This window comes from Pinibacter aurantiacus (assembly GCF_019130065.1).
Classification (GTDB): Bacteria; Bacteroidota; Bacteroidia; order Chitinophagales; family Chitinophagaceae; genus Pinibacter; species Pinibacter aurantiacus.
The window spans coordinates 313,774-330,247 of sequence record NZ_JAHSPG010000008.1 but is presented as its reverse complement, the minus strand read 5'-3'; the positions used below and the strand labels follow the sequence as shown (position 1 = coordinate 330,247).

The window sequence follows — 16,474 nt, the reverse complement described above, 5'->3', positions numbered from 1 at the left end:
AAGGCATTGCCTTGTCTTTGTATGTATCTGAATTTGGGTGGAACAGAGACAAGGCGATGCCTTGTCTCTACGAAAAAATCACTTCAATTCAAATTCAGCAACATTTTTAGTATTCGAATCGGTGCCGATGAACACATTGAATTTTCCCGGTTCTGATTTAAACTGCAATTCGTTATTATAAAAACGAAGCATTTCTTCGGTAATCGTAAACGTGACGGTTTGTGACGCTCCTGTTTTAAGTGATATCTTCTTAAATCCTTTCAATTCTTTTACCGGTCGTTTAATACTACCAACAACATCCTGAATATACAATTGAACGATTTCGTCTCCATCGTATGTGCCGTTGTTTTTAACAGTAACACTGGCTGTTATTTTTCCTTTGCTGTCTAAAGTTGTAGCGGATAATGTTATGGCAGAATATTCGAACGAAGTATAACTCAATCCGTAACCAAAAGGAAACAGTGGTGTGCTGGAAACATCGAGGTATTTGGAAGTGTATTTATTTCCATCCTGCTCAGGACGGCTCGAATTATTGTGTGCATAGTAAACAGGAATTTGTCCTGCATTTCGCGGAAAGGTCATGGTAAGTTTTCCTGAGGGATTGAATTTTCCGAGCAACGTGTTTACCACTGCTTCTGCTTCCTTGGTGCCTAAATACCAGCAATCGATAATTGCATCCATATTTTCATTTTCCCAATCAATAATTAAAGGACGACCGTTTTTCACGACCAACACAATTGGCTTGTTTAACTTCTTCAGCTCCATCAATAAGTCACGTTGATTCTCCTGTAGCTGAATATCCGCCATGCTTGCTGCTTCACCCGTCATGCCTCCATGCTCACCCATTACAGCAATGATCACATCTGCCTGCTTTGCAATGTTAATAGCTTCTTCTTTTAATGCTTCAGCGCTGCGCACATCTTTCTGCTGATAGATTCTTTCCATCAACATGTCATTCTCAGAAATATTTGCACCTTTTGCGTACAGCACGGTTGCTTTGCCTTTTAGTTGGCTGGTAAGTTCTTCGTAAATATTCGGCGATCGGGATGCGTTTGTTGCACCTATGTTTTGAACATCTTCTGTTTTTGCAAATGGCCCTATCAATGCCACAGTTCCTGTTTGTTTCAATGGTAAAAGATGATTATTGTTCTTCAGTAAAACAATTGACTCCTGCGCTATTTTCAATGCATGTTGCAAATGTTCTTCTGACAAAATATCTTTTGCCGCACGTTGCGTATCGGAGTAGCGGTAAGGGTTTTCAAATAGGCCTAACTTATACTTCGCCGCAAGTACATTGTATGCGGCACGATCTAGTTCCTTTTCATTCACTTTTCCAGACTGCACCAATTGTTTTAAATTCTTCTGAAAAAATTCACTGATCATGTCCATGTCCATTCCTGCATTCATGCTTAGCGCCGCAGCTTCAGCGTCTGTTGCAGCAACGCCATGATTCTTCATTTCTTCTATGGATGTATAGTCTGAAATGACCATTCCTTTAAAGCCCCACTGCTTGCGTAACAAATCGGTGAGCAGCCATTTATTGCCGGAGGATGGCACACCTTGCACATCATTAAAGGAAGACATAACAGAACCGACACCAGCATCTACGGCAGCCTTATAGGTTTTCAGGTAGACATCATACATGATGCGCTTGCTCATATCCATGCCTGTATAGTCTTTTCCGGCTTCTGGTGCACCGTACATGGCAAAGTGTTTCATGCACGCCATCATGTTTTGATTTTTCAGATAATCAGTTCCCTGGAAACCTTTAACTCTTGCTGCGGCAATCAAACTTCCCAGATAGGGATCTTCTCCGACGCCTTCTGAAACTCTTCCCCATCGTGGATCACGACTGATATCTATCATTGGCGCAAACGTCCATGCTATGCCCTGTGAACTTGCTTCATTGGCTGTGATGGCCGTTGAACGCTGCATTCCTTCTATATCCCAACTCATTGTTTCTGCTAAAGGAATGGGGAAAATAGTTTTGTAGCCCTGTACCACATCTCCACCAACGAGCACGGGAATTTTTAAACGACTTTGCATCGCGATGTCCTGCAGTGCTCTTGCATTCTTTTCAGGATTAGGAATGTTAAACGAACCGCCTATTTCCCCACTCTTTACTTTCTGCATATAAGCGGCCTTACTGCTCTCGTTGGCATCATCCCAACCACCTTGCAGATTGAGCTGTCCTATTTTTTCATCCAACGTCATCTTGCTTAACAGCTGTTTGATGAACCCATCCATTTTTGCGTTGGTTGTTTGTGCCACACCGGAAACCGTAATGGCGCAAGTGAGAAGTATTGATAGTAGTTTTTTCATTTTATATTTTTTTTCATTGCACACCCAGACGGTTTATCTCAACTCAAAACCTGCTTCATTCATTGTTGCAGAGCTTCCACCAATAAACACTTTAAAGTCACCTGGCTCCGACGCATATTTCAAATTCGAGTCGTAGAATGCCAGCATATCAGCAGTGATCGTAAAGGAAATTTCTTTGCTTTCACCCTTTTTTAAAAATACTTTTTGAAAACCTTTTAACTCTTTTAACGGTCTTGTTACAGACCCAACGATATCTCTTATATACAGCTGCACCACTTCTTCACCATCATAGTTACCAGTGTTGGTGAGGGTTACAGATGCCTTAATGGTTCCGGCTTTCGTCATGGTGCCGGCAGATAGTTTTACAGAACTGTACGAGAAAGTTGAATAGCTTAGTCCATAACCGAATTCAAACAACGGTTCATTTGGAATATCAAGATAGTTGGATTTGAACTTTGTGGGACCGCCTTTTACATATGGACGTCCGGTATTTTTATGATTGTAATAAACAGGGATCTGACCAACATTTACAGGAAATGATGCTGTCAATTTTCCCGATGGAACTTTGTCTCCAAATAAAAGATCAGCAATTGCATTACCGGCTTCGGTTCCGCTGAACCAAACATCCAGAATGGCATCTGCCTTTTTCGTTTCTTCTTCTATTGTCATTGGCCTTCCATTCATAAGCACCAGCACTACTGGCTTGCCTGTTTTTTTCAGTGCATCAAGCAATTTTTTCTGGCTTGGCTGCAAATCAATATTAGACAAGCTGGAAGATTCTCCAGACATGTTTGCGGACTCGCCTAATACCGCTACGACTACATCAGATTTGTTTGCAGCGTTTATGGCTTCGTCAATCATTTCCTGCGGCGAACGTTTATCAATGTCTATCTCATTCATAAAGGCGTTCACCTTTTTTGCGAACGCTGTATCATCAGAAATATTCGCTCCTTTTGCATGAATGATCTTTATATTGCTGCCACCAACATTTTGCAATCCCTGCAACACCGTTACAGTGTTTACAAAGTCGCCCGAAACGCTCCATGTTCCAAGCATATTCATGTGGCTATCTGCAAGAGGCCCTACTAGTGCTATAGTTCCAGATTTTTTTAATGGTAAAGTCTGGTTTGCATTCTTTAACAAGACTGCCGACCGTGTTGCAAAATCACGCGCCGATGCTCTGTTAGACGCATTAAAAATATCGCCGGCCCGGTTAGCGTCACAATAACGATATGGATCGTCAAACAGCCCCAATTTATATTTTGCTTCTAAAATTCTTTTACAGGCAGCATCAATTTGTTTGAGTGATACTTTGCCTTCACTTAAAGATTTTTTAAGTGTAGTCAGGAAACCTTCGCCCACCATATCCATGTCAACGCCTGCATTCAATGCCTTTGCAGATACTTGCTGCAGGTTACCCATGCCGTGATCTATCATTTCATTAATAGAAGTATAGTCTGTAACTACCATTCCTTTGAATTTCCACTGATCGCGCAATACATCTGTAAGCAGCCATTTGTTAACGGTAGAAGGGACTGCGTCAACTTCATTAAAGGCACTCATTACACTACCCACTCCTGCATCCACGGCGGCTTTGTATGGAGGAAAGTAGTTTTGGAACATTTGTACACGGCTCATATCGGTTGTGTTATAATCGCGACCCGCTTCTGCTGCGCCATATAGAGCATAGTGTTTTACGCAAGCCATCACTGTATTGTTCTTAGAAAGATCATCGCCCTGGTAACCTTTTACCATAGCTGTCGCAATCTGTGAACCGAGGTAAGGATCTTCTCCGGAACACTCTGCAATTCTTCCCCAGCGTGGATCGCGGCAAATATCAACCATTGGTGAAAACACCCACGCGAGGCCGTCGGCTGTCGCTTCTTTTGCTGCTATTTGTGCGCTTTGTTGTATCATCGGCATATCCCATGAGCATGAAAGACCCAATGGAATAGGAAAGATGGTTTTATGGCCGTGTATTACATCCAGCCCAAAAATCATTGGGATTTTCAATCGGGAATTATTGACTGCAATTTCCTGTGCCTTGCGAATTTTGTCGGCGCCGGTAATACCGAACATTCCTCCCACCTGTCCGCTTTTAATCTTATTATCAACATCACTGCTCACCACAGCCCCTGTTACAGCGCCACCGGGAGTTACAAGATTTAACTGACCGATCTTTTCATCAAGCGTCATTTGCTTCATGAGATTGCTTACAAATACATCCATTTTCGATTGGCCTGTAACTGCTGTTTTAGCAACGGTTCCCTTTGTTTGTGCAAACGAAGAAGTTGCCAAAGCAGCTGCCACAAGGAATGCAACTGTTCTTTTACCCATAGTATTTTATTGTTTGTGCTACGAAGCCCTGAGTCTAAAAATTTCCTCTGCGGTTCTGCGGCGATTTTTATTCAGCTTTTGCTTTTGTTAGTTGAGAAACACCATTTTCATTAATGGCTTCTATCGCGAAATAATAAGGCATTTCTTTGTCCATTGCTTTATAGAAATAATCATTTGCGTTGTGCACCATAATGCAGTTGTATAACTTATCGGGCGCCGTTCCCACATAAATGTTATAGGCATAGGCATTATCAACCGGTTGCCATCTTATCCATGCGCTGCGTTTATCATCTTCTGTGCGCAACACAATGAATTGTTTTACAGCATCAGGTTTTGCACCATTGCCCAAACCAAACACCCGCAATCCGGATATGGCAAACTTGCCAGTAGGCATATGTATGTTCTCCAGTTTTATATAGCGCGCCTTAACAGGATTATCGAGTTGCACATATTCATGCGGCACATCGGTTTTGTTATTGCTTTTATCCACCAGCACTTTCCATGTCTTGCCATCTGTTGAGTAATACAATTTGTATTGATGATAAGTGCCTTGTTGCTTTCCTAAAAATTCAGCATCCTGGTCAGCATAGTTTATTTGCACAGCATTAACGGTACTAACTTCGCCAAGAGCTGTTTGTATCCATTCGCCTTTGTTTGCTGTTTGTGCACTCCAATACGTTTTGATATTTTCATCAACCGCATTGTTTGCATGGAAGCCTCCAAGTGTTGATGAGACCTGCACAGGCTTGTCATAGTTCAACAACATCCAACCTGTAAACTGGCTTTGCAAATGATCGGCTTTGCCGGAGGGTATGTAATGCGGATAATCTCCCCATGCGGTGTTGCAGTACATTACGTCGTCGTTATCAAAGCCGGCCGGCCATATTCCGATGCGTCTTTCAAAATTATTTTTCACGCCAACCACCATTGTTGACACGTGCCAATAGTTATCCCATTTATCCTGAAAGGTTGCTCCATGCCCTGCACCGCGTGCAAAGCCGCCGGGCTTATAACTCATCGGCAGTGATGCGTGTGTGAATGGCCCCAGCGGGTGATCGCTTACTGCCACACCATCTGCATAATGACTGAATTCCGTTCCTGGCCCGCCCCATTGCAGGTAGTACTTGTTGTTATGTTTTGTCATCCACGAACCTTCCATAAATCCCTTGAGAAATGTATTGTCCATATACTCGCCAAAGCGATGCCAACCATAACGTTCGCCATTGGTCAACAAAGTTTCTTTACGCGTGCCGATGGGGTTAAATGTTTTTCTATCAAGTTCAACTCCGTACATCGGGTACACATTGCTGCTTCCATTGTACATGTACAGCTTGCCATCATCGTCGGTAAAAAATGCAGGGTCCCAGCCGCCGATTTCGAAATGATCCACCGCCTTCTCCCATTTATTGTTTTTGGGATCTGTGCTTGTCCAGATCGGAAATTCGCTTGTGTAAGTGGATCCGAATACAAACATGGTATCACCTTTTATTCCAACTGCCGGAGCACATAAGTCATCATATAAATTAGGATACTTGTCAGTTAGTTCTTTTGTAAGAAAATGTCTGAACACAAAGTTCCAGTTCAGCATATCACTGCTCCACCAATATCCCCATTGATTTGTAGAGAACAAATAATAATCGCCTTTGTAGTTAACGATTACAGGGTCTGCCGTTGCACGATGCTTGCCCCATGTGGTAAAGTTGGGAATGGGACAATAGCCATAATCTATGTTGATTGGATTACAATAAGTTTTTCTTTGGGCGAATAGCGTTACGCTCAACACGCAAAGAACAAATAGCAGAATAATTCGCTTGTTCATAATTATTATTTTATTGCCACAGAGGAACAGAAGAACAGAGAATATTTTTCTTTTTCAGTTCCTTTGTGCTTCAGTGGCTGTCCTTTAATAAATCACTCTTTTGATTTCCAGTTTTTGCCTCGCAAAATTTAAGATCAAAGCAATTTTACAACCGGAGCATTTTAAATAATTTAACGCTTGTGCATAGTCCTGTTCTGCGATTCCTCCTTCTTTTGCCTTTATCTCTAAAATGGCATCATTACACACCACAAAATCTGCGTAAAACTTATGCTTTAGTAAAATGCCTTTATATCTGATCTGATACTCCTTTTCTCTTTCAAAAAAACATTCTGCGTTTTAAACTCATATTCAAAAGCGTCTTTATAAACTATTTCCAAAAAGCCAGGTCCTAAAATCTTGTGTATTGTCACACCATCTCCAATAACGGCTCCTGTCTCTTCCTGAAGTGGATACTTCTCCTGGCTTGTGTAATCGTAGTTCATATGTTCGGAATTCTTTTTAATTGCCACAGAGGAACAGAAGAACAGAAAAATATTTTTGCTTTTTTTGCGCTGCTTTTTATCAATTCCTTTTTACTCTACTGTATTTCTGAGTCTTTCATTTTCGTAATCACTCACTACAAAAACATATTTTCTGTTTCTCTGTGCTTCTGTGGCAACCCTACTTCGCTAGCGAAGGGCTTTCAAACCCCAATTTCTTCAGGCCATTTTTTACCTCAGGACAACTCATAAACAACTTCCACAATAAGCCGGTTCGATAATTTTCAATCATTACTATAATGGGGCCCTGATCTATGGCCAGGTAAGAATCTGCATACCAGTTTTGTGTTTCGTTAAACGCGTCTACAAATCCATATTCGCCCCATATTTTATCTCCAAGATCATTGTAAAAATGTTTGAGCGCCTGCATGGAATACTCCGGCGTGTAGGGAAATGCAGACAATGCAGCAGTGGGCGTAATGGTTCCAAAATCATTTGTAGGTGAATGCGCATTGTAACCGTTATAGGTGTCACTAGCCGTTAAGCCCCAGCAACCAGGACCATAACCCTTGAAATGATTTGGATTACGTATGCAATGTTCCCGATTGATTAAAGTATGGTTTCTGTTTTGTTCCCAATAATCTGCATACTGGTCTTTCAGGCCATGGGGATCGAGTCCTACGAAAGAATAGTGAGAGAAAAACAATGGTCCGCCGTAATCAAATCCCAATGGCAGTTTGATGCCGTAAAACTCTTTACCGTTTTTAAAGAAATCGCTTTGCGCCCATCCTCTGTGATATACATTGGCCCCCACAGGATGATTATCTGAAGAAGCTGCCAGAACATAAGTGATTAGACACTCATTAAAGCCACGCAAAGGAAAGTTCATTACCCAACCATTGTTAGGGCTCCAGTGCCAGTATAAAACGTCCTGCCCATCACGCGAGAACCAGTTCCATTCAATTTCTCCCCACATCCAGTTTATTCGATCGCGTATTTCATGCTCCGTTTTATTGTCTTTACTGAAGTATTGTCTCGCACACAGCAAGCCTTCAAAAAGAAATGAAGTCTCTACAAGATCTGCTCCATCATCTTTTCTTCCAAAGCGAATTACTTTGCCGCTTTCGCCATTCATCCAATGTGGAAAGGCACCATGAAAAGCATCTGCTTTCCATAAGAATTTTACGATTTTACTCATGCGCTCCGCTGCTTGCTCACGTGTTATCCAGCCACGTTCTGCAGCTACTATAATGGACATGATGCCAAAGCCGCTGCCGCCTGTTGTCACTACTTCATCACCATAATCAAACGAGGTATTGCTGCGCTCGCGTGCCAGCCCGCTTACCGGATGCCCAAAGTCCCAGAAGTATTTAAATGTTTGTTTTTGTACAAGTTCGAGAAGTGCCGTATCTGAAAGATTCTTTGGTCGCTTTGTTGGGTCAAAAGCCTGGCTTTGCTTTTTCTGAGCGATGCATGACAAAGCCGCAAACAACATACAAGCAAGTAATACTCTTTTAGCCATTTTATTTGATCGCTTAAAAAGTTGTAATTAGTAAACAAGCACTCTAAAAATAAGTTTAAGAGTGCTTGTTTAAGTTTGTTTCGCGTTGCTATTTTAAATTCGGATTTAAGTCAATCTGTCTTTGAGGAATGGGATAAAATTCGCTTTGACCTTTCACAAAACCTGGCAAAACTGTTTGTGCCTGATTTGTTCTTATAAGATCAAAGAAGCGTTCGCCCCATTCATTTGCCAATTCAGCTCTTCTTTCATCTAATACGTCTTGTAATGTAGCTCCTGTCTTATCGGCCAGCATTGCCCTCCTTCTAACGACATTTAGTGACTCATCACCATTTCCCCCTGTTCTAATTTTGGCTTCGGCATTCATCAATAATACATCAGCGTATCTTAAAACACGTATGTTATTATTGGCACCATAGTTAGTTCTACCTGCCGTCATTTGGCTTGAAGGAGTGTAAGCTTTCCCATTGTAGCAAGTAGGCATGCCGGCAGCGGCGGCGGCAATAGCATCACCAGAAGGAGTGGTTTGTCCCGTCAATAAGAAAGTGGTATTTGCTCTTACAGTTTCACCTCTACCAGCAAAAAAGCTCCGAACATTTTGCGTAGGTGACATAAAACCCCAGCCTGAAATTGGATCAGGATTGCCTGAAGGCCCTTGAAAACCAAACCAGGCGTCACTTTCGATCATATTACCACTACTCGTGCCAAAGTCTGTAAACTGTAACTCATACAGAGATTCGTTCGAAAGTTTACCGGGAATTTTGAATAGCTGATAGAAGTCGTTATACAATTCAAACTTACCACTATTAATAATTTGGTCAGTTGAAGATGCTACGCCTTCATAATCTTGCATATACAATTGAACCTTTGCTTTTAGCGCTAAAGCAGAATACTTTGTAACTGCACCAGCAGCATCGGTTCTTTCGTTAGGTCTCATATCGGGCAGATTTGCGATACAAGTATCCATCTCCGCAAGTATAAACTTTCTGATGTCAGCAAGCGATGCCTTTTTAGGAGTAAGGTCCTGAGTGTTTAATATCAACGGCACATCTCCCCAAAAGTTTGAAATACGGAAAAGAGCATATGCTCTTATAAATCTTACTTCAGCTGCGTAAGAATTATTCTTCTTAATCTCTGTTGCCGTGCTAATATATTTTGCATATTCTTTTAATGCCAGCAAAGCGTCATCAGCCACATAGACAACTTTATACAAGCCCTGCCAGGTCGCATTTAGTGCCCAGAATGTTTTTATTTTATCATATTGGAATTCATTGCAGTAACGAAATTCCACCTGATCATTTTCTGAGCCCCCTTTAGTCATATCATCTCCTCTCACAGCAATAAGCCCTTGCGCTGCCCAGAAAGAAAATTTATTATTTGCGATTCCATACAGACCGGATACTGGCATATACATTTGAGTCGAGTCTGTGTAATCAGCTTGATCAGCAGGTAAAATCACCTCAGGAGAAATATCGATATACTTATTGCAACTGGTTGTAAGCAAAATTACTCCAACCACCAAAGCCATATTTATTTTATAAATAATCTTTTGCATGTCAATTATTTTAATTTCCGTACAAGCGTTAAAATAAAATGCATTAAACGCTTTAATTAAATTTTACTAGTAGGTAAGTTTGATTCCGAACGTATACAGTGCAGACACAGGATATACATATTGGTCTACGCCGTTGGCAATTTCAGGAGTGAATGCATTTGCCTTGAAGAAAGTTGCGGGTCTTTCTGCTGTTGCATAAACACGTGCGCTTCCTCTTTTCAAGCTTTTGATTGTTCTGTTATCAAATGTATATCCGAGTTGAATATTTTGAATACGGAAATAAGAGCCGCTTTCAATATTAAATGTGCTAAAGTTACTTACGTTCCAAGGATTAACCGACCCCTCTGCCGAAGGATACAAATTACTTGTGCCTTCTCCGTGCCAGCGATTTTTCACTTGTGCCTCGTCGTAGTTAGTGGTTGACTGCCATCTTCTTACCGCTCTTTTAAGATTAGCTATTTTGTTGCCAGATACCCCCTGGAAGCTGGCAGAAAAATCAAAGGCTTTGTAGCTAAATCCCAAGTTGAAGCCATAGGTAAGCTTTGGCAAGTAAGCCCCCATTACAATGCGGTCATCACTGTTAATTTTGCCATCTTTATTTTGGTCTACATATTTAAAATCACCAGGCGTTAATCCGTTAGCAACTGCAATTGGATCATCAGCTATTTCTTTAGTGTTTTGATATACACCTGCCTGTTGGTACCCATAGAATGACTCAACCGATTCTCCCACCCTTGATATTTGTGGAAATTCTGAACTTCCAGTATAAATAGGTGCCTGCATTTTTACTACTTTGTTTTTTAAAGTAGCAAGGTTGCCATTCACAAAGTATCTGAATTCTTTGTTTATTGCATCGCTCCAGCCCAGGCTGAATTCATATCCTTCATTCAAAATCTTTCCGTTATTCCATAGGATTGTTCCTCCAATGTTTGGAACCTCATTGGGGAAAACGGCATTGTTGGTCATCCGGTGGAAGTAATCAAATTCGAAAGATAATCTGTTATTTAAGAATCGGGATTCAAATCCCAGGTCAGTTTCAGAAACAACTTCCCAACCTAAATAGCTGAATGTGCTGTTAACTGTATAACCAGGAATAATTCCATTTCCAAAAACTCCAGAGTTTGACTGCCCATACATGACAGAGGCCATTCCGTCATTTGCAGGTACTTTATCGTTTCCTAACTGACCCCAACTACCTCTTATTTTAAGGAAGTCAAATACCTTCTGAGATTCCATAAATTTTTCTTTTGTTGCCACCCAGCCTAAACCTATTGATGGGAAGTATCCCCATTTATCCTGGTACTTCGAAGTTCCGTCGGCACGGAAAGTTGCAGTTAATAGATACCTGCCATCGTAATCGTATGTAAGTCTTCCAAAGTATGATAAGCCTCTTCTTTTGTGACCCCAATCATCATTAATGCGTGTATCGCTGTTACCATTATGTACATATAAATACTCTTCTTTATCGCCAGGTACATTATTGGCTTGAGCCATTACATAACGATATGTTTCGTTTCTGTATGAGTTTCCCAACATTACCGAATAGTTGTGCTTGTCGTAACTATTTTTAAATGTTAGCGTGTTATCCCAAACATAGTTTTGATAATTATTGGTTTCTTTTCTTAAGGTAGAGGATGGCTGCTGCTGGCCAGGTCCTACCATAAACTGTGGTGTATATTTTCTTAAATCTCCAAAAGAAAGATCCTGATTGAAAGCTGTTCTAAATACAAGCTTACTTTTTGGGAGAAGGTTTACATCAGCATAAATATTTGGAACTATTCTTGTTATTTTTTCTCTTGTATTGCTCTTGTAAACTAGCTCTGCCATTGGATTACCAAAATAAGTTGACAATCCTATCTGAGTAGGAGATGCAAATGGTTGTGGATACGGTTGGCTAGGATTGTTGGGGTCATAAACCGGATAGATAGATGGATTTACAAATGCGCTTTGCATGGCATTATTGTTAGGTATCCACTGATCTGTATTTGATAAAATGAAATTAAAGCCCATTTTTAAAAAGTCTGTCACTTTAAAATCAACTTTACCACGCATGTTAATGCGCTGATAGTTATTGTTCACATTCAGTATACCATCCTGTTTCAAATATGTTCCACCAAAGTCATAAGCAGCGTTACTGGTTCCTCCGTTTACACCCAAATTATAGCTTTGAACCATTGCTGTTGATCTTAGTAATTGATCAAACCAATCAGTATTTGTTGCAGGTGTGAGGCTTGTTGTGTCACCACCGTATTTATCTATAGAATTTCTCAATATTGACAACCCATTGGTAGAACCCATTTCTTTCATCATAGTGGCATATTCCTGAGAATTAGCCATTTTTATTACATTTACCGGCTTCTGAAATCCTAGGTATGTATCAAATGTAAAAGTTGCAGGTCTGTTAAGAGCACCTTTTTTTGTTGTTATCACTACCACACCATTTGCAGCCCTAACACCATAAATGGCAGATGCAGATGCATCTTTCAACAATGACATTTCTGCCACGTCACTATTGTTCAAGAAACTAATATCATCGAACAACATTCCGTCTACCACATATAGGGGTTGGCCATAAGTAGTTACTCCGCCAGTTCTATTTTCGTTGCCTGAAGTAGGCGCTGCTGTTTGAAATGAACCTACACCACGTATTCTTACAGTTGGTGCTGAACCCGGAGCTCCATTGTTTACGACTTGAACACCAGCTACCTTGCCTTGCAAAGCAGCCATGGGAGAAGTTGTAGGACTTTTAACAAGCTCCTCTCCCTTCACCTGTGTAATTGATCCAGTAATGTCTGCTTTCTTTTGCGTTCCATAACCTACAACCACCACTTCATTTAAATCCTTCGAAGCTGTTTTCAATTTTACGTTGATTACACTCTGTCCTTTTACAACAATTTCCTGGCTTTCATAACCAATAGAGTTAAATATTAATATGGCATTTTCACCAGCCTTGATGCTGAATTCGCCATTTTCATTTGCTTGTGTTCCAGAGGATGTTCCTTTAATGAGTACGCTTACAGAAGGGAGCGCTCCGCCGGTGGCACTGTTTGTAACCCTGCCGGTTACAACCTGCTGTGCCTTTACCTGCATGAAGCAGAAGCATACTGCGAAAAGAATTGCGAGTAGTTTCTTCATAGTGGCATTTTTGATTTTTGTTAAAAAATTTTAAACGCCGCAATTTGTCAGCAATGGCCAGCCTAACCAAAAAAAGCACCTCAACATCTCTACACACTTTTAAGATTTGATTAGAAAAGAGGGAACATCTGTTGTGAAACAATTACAATCAAACATTTACAAATGAAAGCAATGTGAATACTCTCAAAATGTTGTATCTATTTTTTTATGAATGAGAGGAAATGTTGTAGTGTTATATCTCCAATAAATACTCAATCAGGTTCTTGTCATGCTCCAAATTCAGCTTTTTGCGAAGCCTGTATCGCCTGATTTCAACCGCTCTTATTGTTATATTGAAAATAGAAACAAGTTCTTTGCTACTCATATTCATGCGCAAATAGCCGCAAAGTTTTAAATCGTTTGGAGATAGTTCAGGATGCTTTTCCTTCAATTTTTTAAAGAAATTTTCATGCGCTTCATTAAAGCTGCTTTCGAACAAATTCCAGTCTCGTTCATCATTCATCCCATCGTTTATTACATTCTGTATTTTCTTCAATTGACTTGACGAAAGTTTTTTTCCATCCTTATCTTTCAACTCTACAATTTCATCGTTGATCTTTTGAAGCACTTCATTTTTTGAAATTATGTTCATCGTGGAGTTGGCAAGCTCCCTGTTTTTATTTGCCAGATCGGCTACCAATTGTTGCGTCCTTATTTGGCTAATGCGTTGTTCGTTAAGAAGTGTTTCTTTCAATAAGAACTCAGACTTTTCTTTTTCAAGTCTTTCCAAAATTTTTTCCTTCTGTTTCTCCCAATGTTTTTTGTAAGCCCGTGCAACTAATGGAATCGCCAAAATGACTAATAAAAAATAGAGAACACGGGCTGTTACCGAAGCATACCAGGGCGGTAAAATTATAAACTCATACGCGGTGGGCATTGTTTCCTGTTTTCCATTGTTTACCCTTGCTTTCACTAAAAACCGGAACTTCCCGTGAGGAAGATTAGTAAACTCTTTAGTTGTCTGTGTCGTCCATTCTGACCATTGTTTTGAATAGCCCTCTAAAAAATAACTGTATTCAATTTTCGATTGCTGATAGCAGGGCAACACATATTGTATGGAAATATTATTTCTATCGTGCGGAATGGCAATGGAGGACGTTGCGTTGTTATTTTCTGCCAAGAGACTCACTGTGTCGGTAATATCCTTTACCGTTCTTACCAACACCGATTGAAGCTTTAATGATCCGTTTCTTTCTGCGCCGGTATTATAGATTGCAAACCCGCCATCAATACTTATGAGATAGAGGTTGTTACTTATCTTATTTATGTTTTCATAATTGTCGACCATTTTGCCTTGCAATACATTGAAACTATTCGAATCAATTTCGACCTTGCCGGGCTGAGAAATATTTGCAAACGCTATCCTTCCGTGATTTGTGAACCAATAATGCTGTTCATCGGCTCTTACTATGTTGTTCAGTGTAAAAAACGAACCGAGTCGTCTATTTAACTCATCATATTTTACAAACTTATCGCCAAGCGCATCATAAGTGTGGACGCCATTTTCCGAGCAAAATACCAGCTGATTATCCAGTTTAAAAACCGCTGTTTTCAAACCACGTGGCAATCCATTTTTTTCACCATAACTTTTTATGGAAGCAACTTTCGTCAAATCATCCGTCAATGTAAGTTTATAAAGTCCGTTATAGGTATGCCCTACCCAAAGCTGCCCTTTATTATCTTCTTCCACGTAACGGGACGCCTCGTTGAACCCTTCTATTTTGTTTGAAAAAATCCACTGACCGGTTTTATCTTTTTTATACAGCAATAATCCAACGTATGTGCCTTGTATAAGATAGTCTGGATATTTATTCAACTTTTTAATAACCCAGCCTCCCCCATAATCTGATATTTTTATCAGCGAATTTCCTTCGACTCTGTATGTCCTTTCATTGTGGCAACACAACAACTGTTCATCAATTAAAGCAAGCTGCCATATTTGTCCCTGAGAATTGTCGATCAATTTAAAATTTAATTGCCGGGCACTCCCGTTACTGTTCCAGCTGCTGGTAAATAAGCCGTGATTGGTAGCGAGATAAATATTGTCCTTGTAAACAACGCTGCTGTAAATGGTTCCGAAAGTTCCGCTTTTGTCGAAGTAATACGAAAGCGGGGAATTGAGTTCAACCAGGGCTATGCCATTGTCAAGGCCCAGCCACAGTCCCGCACTTCCATCTTCAAGTAAGCTAAGCACGGTGTTATCTTGCAGGCCTTTCTCTTTATTAATGTGTTGAACTATTTCGCCATTTTCGTTTAAAACAAAAACACCATTGAGAATGGTGCCGAAAACATAGTTGCCATTTTGCAGATGCAAGCCATTGTTCAAAGTGTTTTTTTTCAATAGCTCATTTGCTTCATTTTTCCAGGAAAACAATTGCTTGCCATCATAAACAAACAACCCATCCTTTGGGGTTCCTATAAGTAAACTATTGTTTTTAAAAGGAAGAATGGTAAGCACACCTGAAGCGCCCAGCAGTTGGCTGCCTTCAACAAACTCGAGCGTGGCGTTCTTTAGTTCAAACAAACCTTTAGAAGAAACATTCACAAAAAAACGATCGTTGGCTTTCAACAAAACCAATAAACTATTGCTCACACTTACCGTGGTTATCTTATTGTTTTCGTAAATGTAGATGCGTGCAAAAGATTGAAAAAGAACGCGGCTACCATCTACATAAATCTTCCATATCTCATCTTTATTCATCAAACCGTCCGGAACCAATTTCAACAACGATGTGTAAGTAAACAGGCCTTTCTTGTCATACATCCAATAACCCAATTCACCAAAGCCTCCTGTATATACTTTTCCGCTATCATCAGCAGCAACACCTCTTACAATGAGTTTATTTGGCAGTTGGTACAGTTTCCAGCTATCGCCATCAAATGTGAGCAGGCCATTATTATTGCCATAATACATTATGCCATTTCTGTCCTTGGCAACGGACCAGTTTTGATTGCCAGACCGATAAATTTCCTTTGTAAAATTTTTAATGTAGGGAACCCCAACATCTTTACCATTGGCGGCAAATGAAGTGGAAAATGCGAAGAATATCAACAAGCAAACAGCGAGCAAGACCCTTGTAACCGTTTTCATAATAGCACATCAAATAATTAAAAAAATGCGGCAAGTATTTGATGTTGTGGAAGCCGATATCGAACGGCAAGTAGAATAACAAGGCCTATCTAACAACTAAAAACTATCAATCAACAACTCCTCTGTAAATGTATCAAATGCAAATAACCCGCAAGTATATTTTTGCGGGTTATTTATA

General features: G+C 40.3%; 7 protein-coding genes and 1 pseudogene. All 8 read right to left on the bottom strand.

Annotation, left to right across the window (positions count from 1 at the left end; genetic code table 11):
- Positions 1-78 precede the first annotated feature (78 nt).
- Positions 79-2,322 (bottom strand): beta-glucosidase BglX, encoded by a 2,244-nt coding sequence (gene bglX / locus KTO63_RS12440; RefSeq protein ID WP_217791615.1) that lies wholly within the window; start codon positions 2,320-2,322, stop codon positions 79-81.
- A 33-nt stretch (positions 2,323-2,355) separates the two neighbouring features.
- Complete coding sequence (gene bglX, locus KTO63_RS12435) at positions 2,356-4,659, bottom strand: beta-glucosidase BglX (protein ID WP_217791614.1); 2,304 nt, start codon at positions 4,657-4,659, stop codon at positions 2,356-2,358.
- Positions 4,660-4,726: 67 nt separating this feature from the next.
- The gene (locus tag KTO63_RS12430) at positions 4,727-6,478 is read right to left on the bottom strand and encodes a discoidin domain-containing protein (RefSeq protein ID WP_217791613.1); all 1,752 of its coding nucleotides are present in this window, start codon (positions 6,476-6,478) and stop codon (positions 4,727-4,729) included.
- Positions 6,479-6,562: 84 nt separating this feature from the next.
- A pseudogene (locus tag KTO63_RS26455) lies at positions 6,563-6,960 on the bottom strand (GxxExxY protein).
- Between the two features lie 178 nt (positions 6,961-7,138).
- A complete protein-coding gene (locus tag KTO63_RS12415) occupies positions 7,139-8,479 on the bottom strand; it encodes a glucoamylase family protein (RefSeq protein ID WP_232373152.1) in 1,341 nt (446 codons plus the stop codon).
- A gap of 88 nt (positions 8,480-8,567) precedes the next feature.
- Positions 8,568-10,031, bottom strand: a complete 1,464-nt coding sequence (locus tag KTO63_RS12410; RefSeq protein ID WP_217791611.1) for a RagB/SusD family nutrient uptake outer membrane protein — start codon at positions 10,029-10,031, stop codon at positions 8,568-8,570.
- Positions 10,032-10,097: 66 nt separating this feature from the next.
- Positions 10,098-13,166, bottom strand: coding sequence for a SusC/RagA family TonB-linked outer membrane protein (locus KTO63_RS12405; RefSeq protein ID WP_217791610.1), 3,069 nt, complete (start codon positions 13,164-13,166; stop codon positions 10,098-10,100).
- Positions 13,167-13,398: 232 nt separating this feature from the next.
- Positions 13,399-16,296, bottom strand: a complete 2,898-nt coding sequence (locus KTO63_RS12400; RefSeq protein ID WP_217791609.1) for a ligand-binding sensor domain-containing protein — start codon at positions 16,294-16,296, stop codon at positions 13,399-13,401.
- Between the last annotated feature and the right edge of the window lie 178 nt (positions 16,297-16,474).

What these genes read in the sequence shown, in the direction of transcription:
- bglX (WP_217791614.1), bottom strand. Translation starts at nt 4,659, where the DNA reads ATGGGTAAAAGAACAGTTGCATTCCTTGTGGCAGCTGCTTTGGCAACT.
- bglX (WP_217791615.1), bottom strand. Translation starts at nt 2,322, where the DNA reads ATGAAAAAACTACTATCAATACTTCTCACTTGCGCCATTACGGTTTCC.
- KTO63_RS12410 (WP_217791611.1), bottom strand. Translation starts at nt 10,031, where the DNA reads ATGCAAAAGATTATTTATAAAATAAATATGGCTTTGGTGGTTGGAGTA.
- KTO63_RS12400 (WP_217791609.1), bottom strand. Translation starts at nt 16,296, where the DNA reads ATGAAAACGGTTACAAGGGTCTTGCTCGCTGTTTGCTTGTTGATATTC.
- KTO63_RS12415 (WP_232373152.1), bottom strand. Translation starts at nt 8,479, where the DNA reads ATGGCTAAAAGAGTATTACTTGCTTGTATGTTGTTTGCGGCTTTGTCA.
- KTO63_RS12430 (WP_217791613.1), bottom strand. Translation starts at nt 6,478, where the DNA reads ATGAACAAGCGAATTATTCTGCTATTTGTTCTTTGCGTGTTGAGCGTA.
- KTO63_RS12405 (WP_217791610.1), bottom strand. Translation starts at nt 13,166, where the DNA reads ATGAAGAAACTACTCGCAATTCTTTTCGCAGTATGCTTCTGCTTCATG.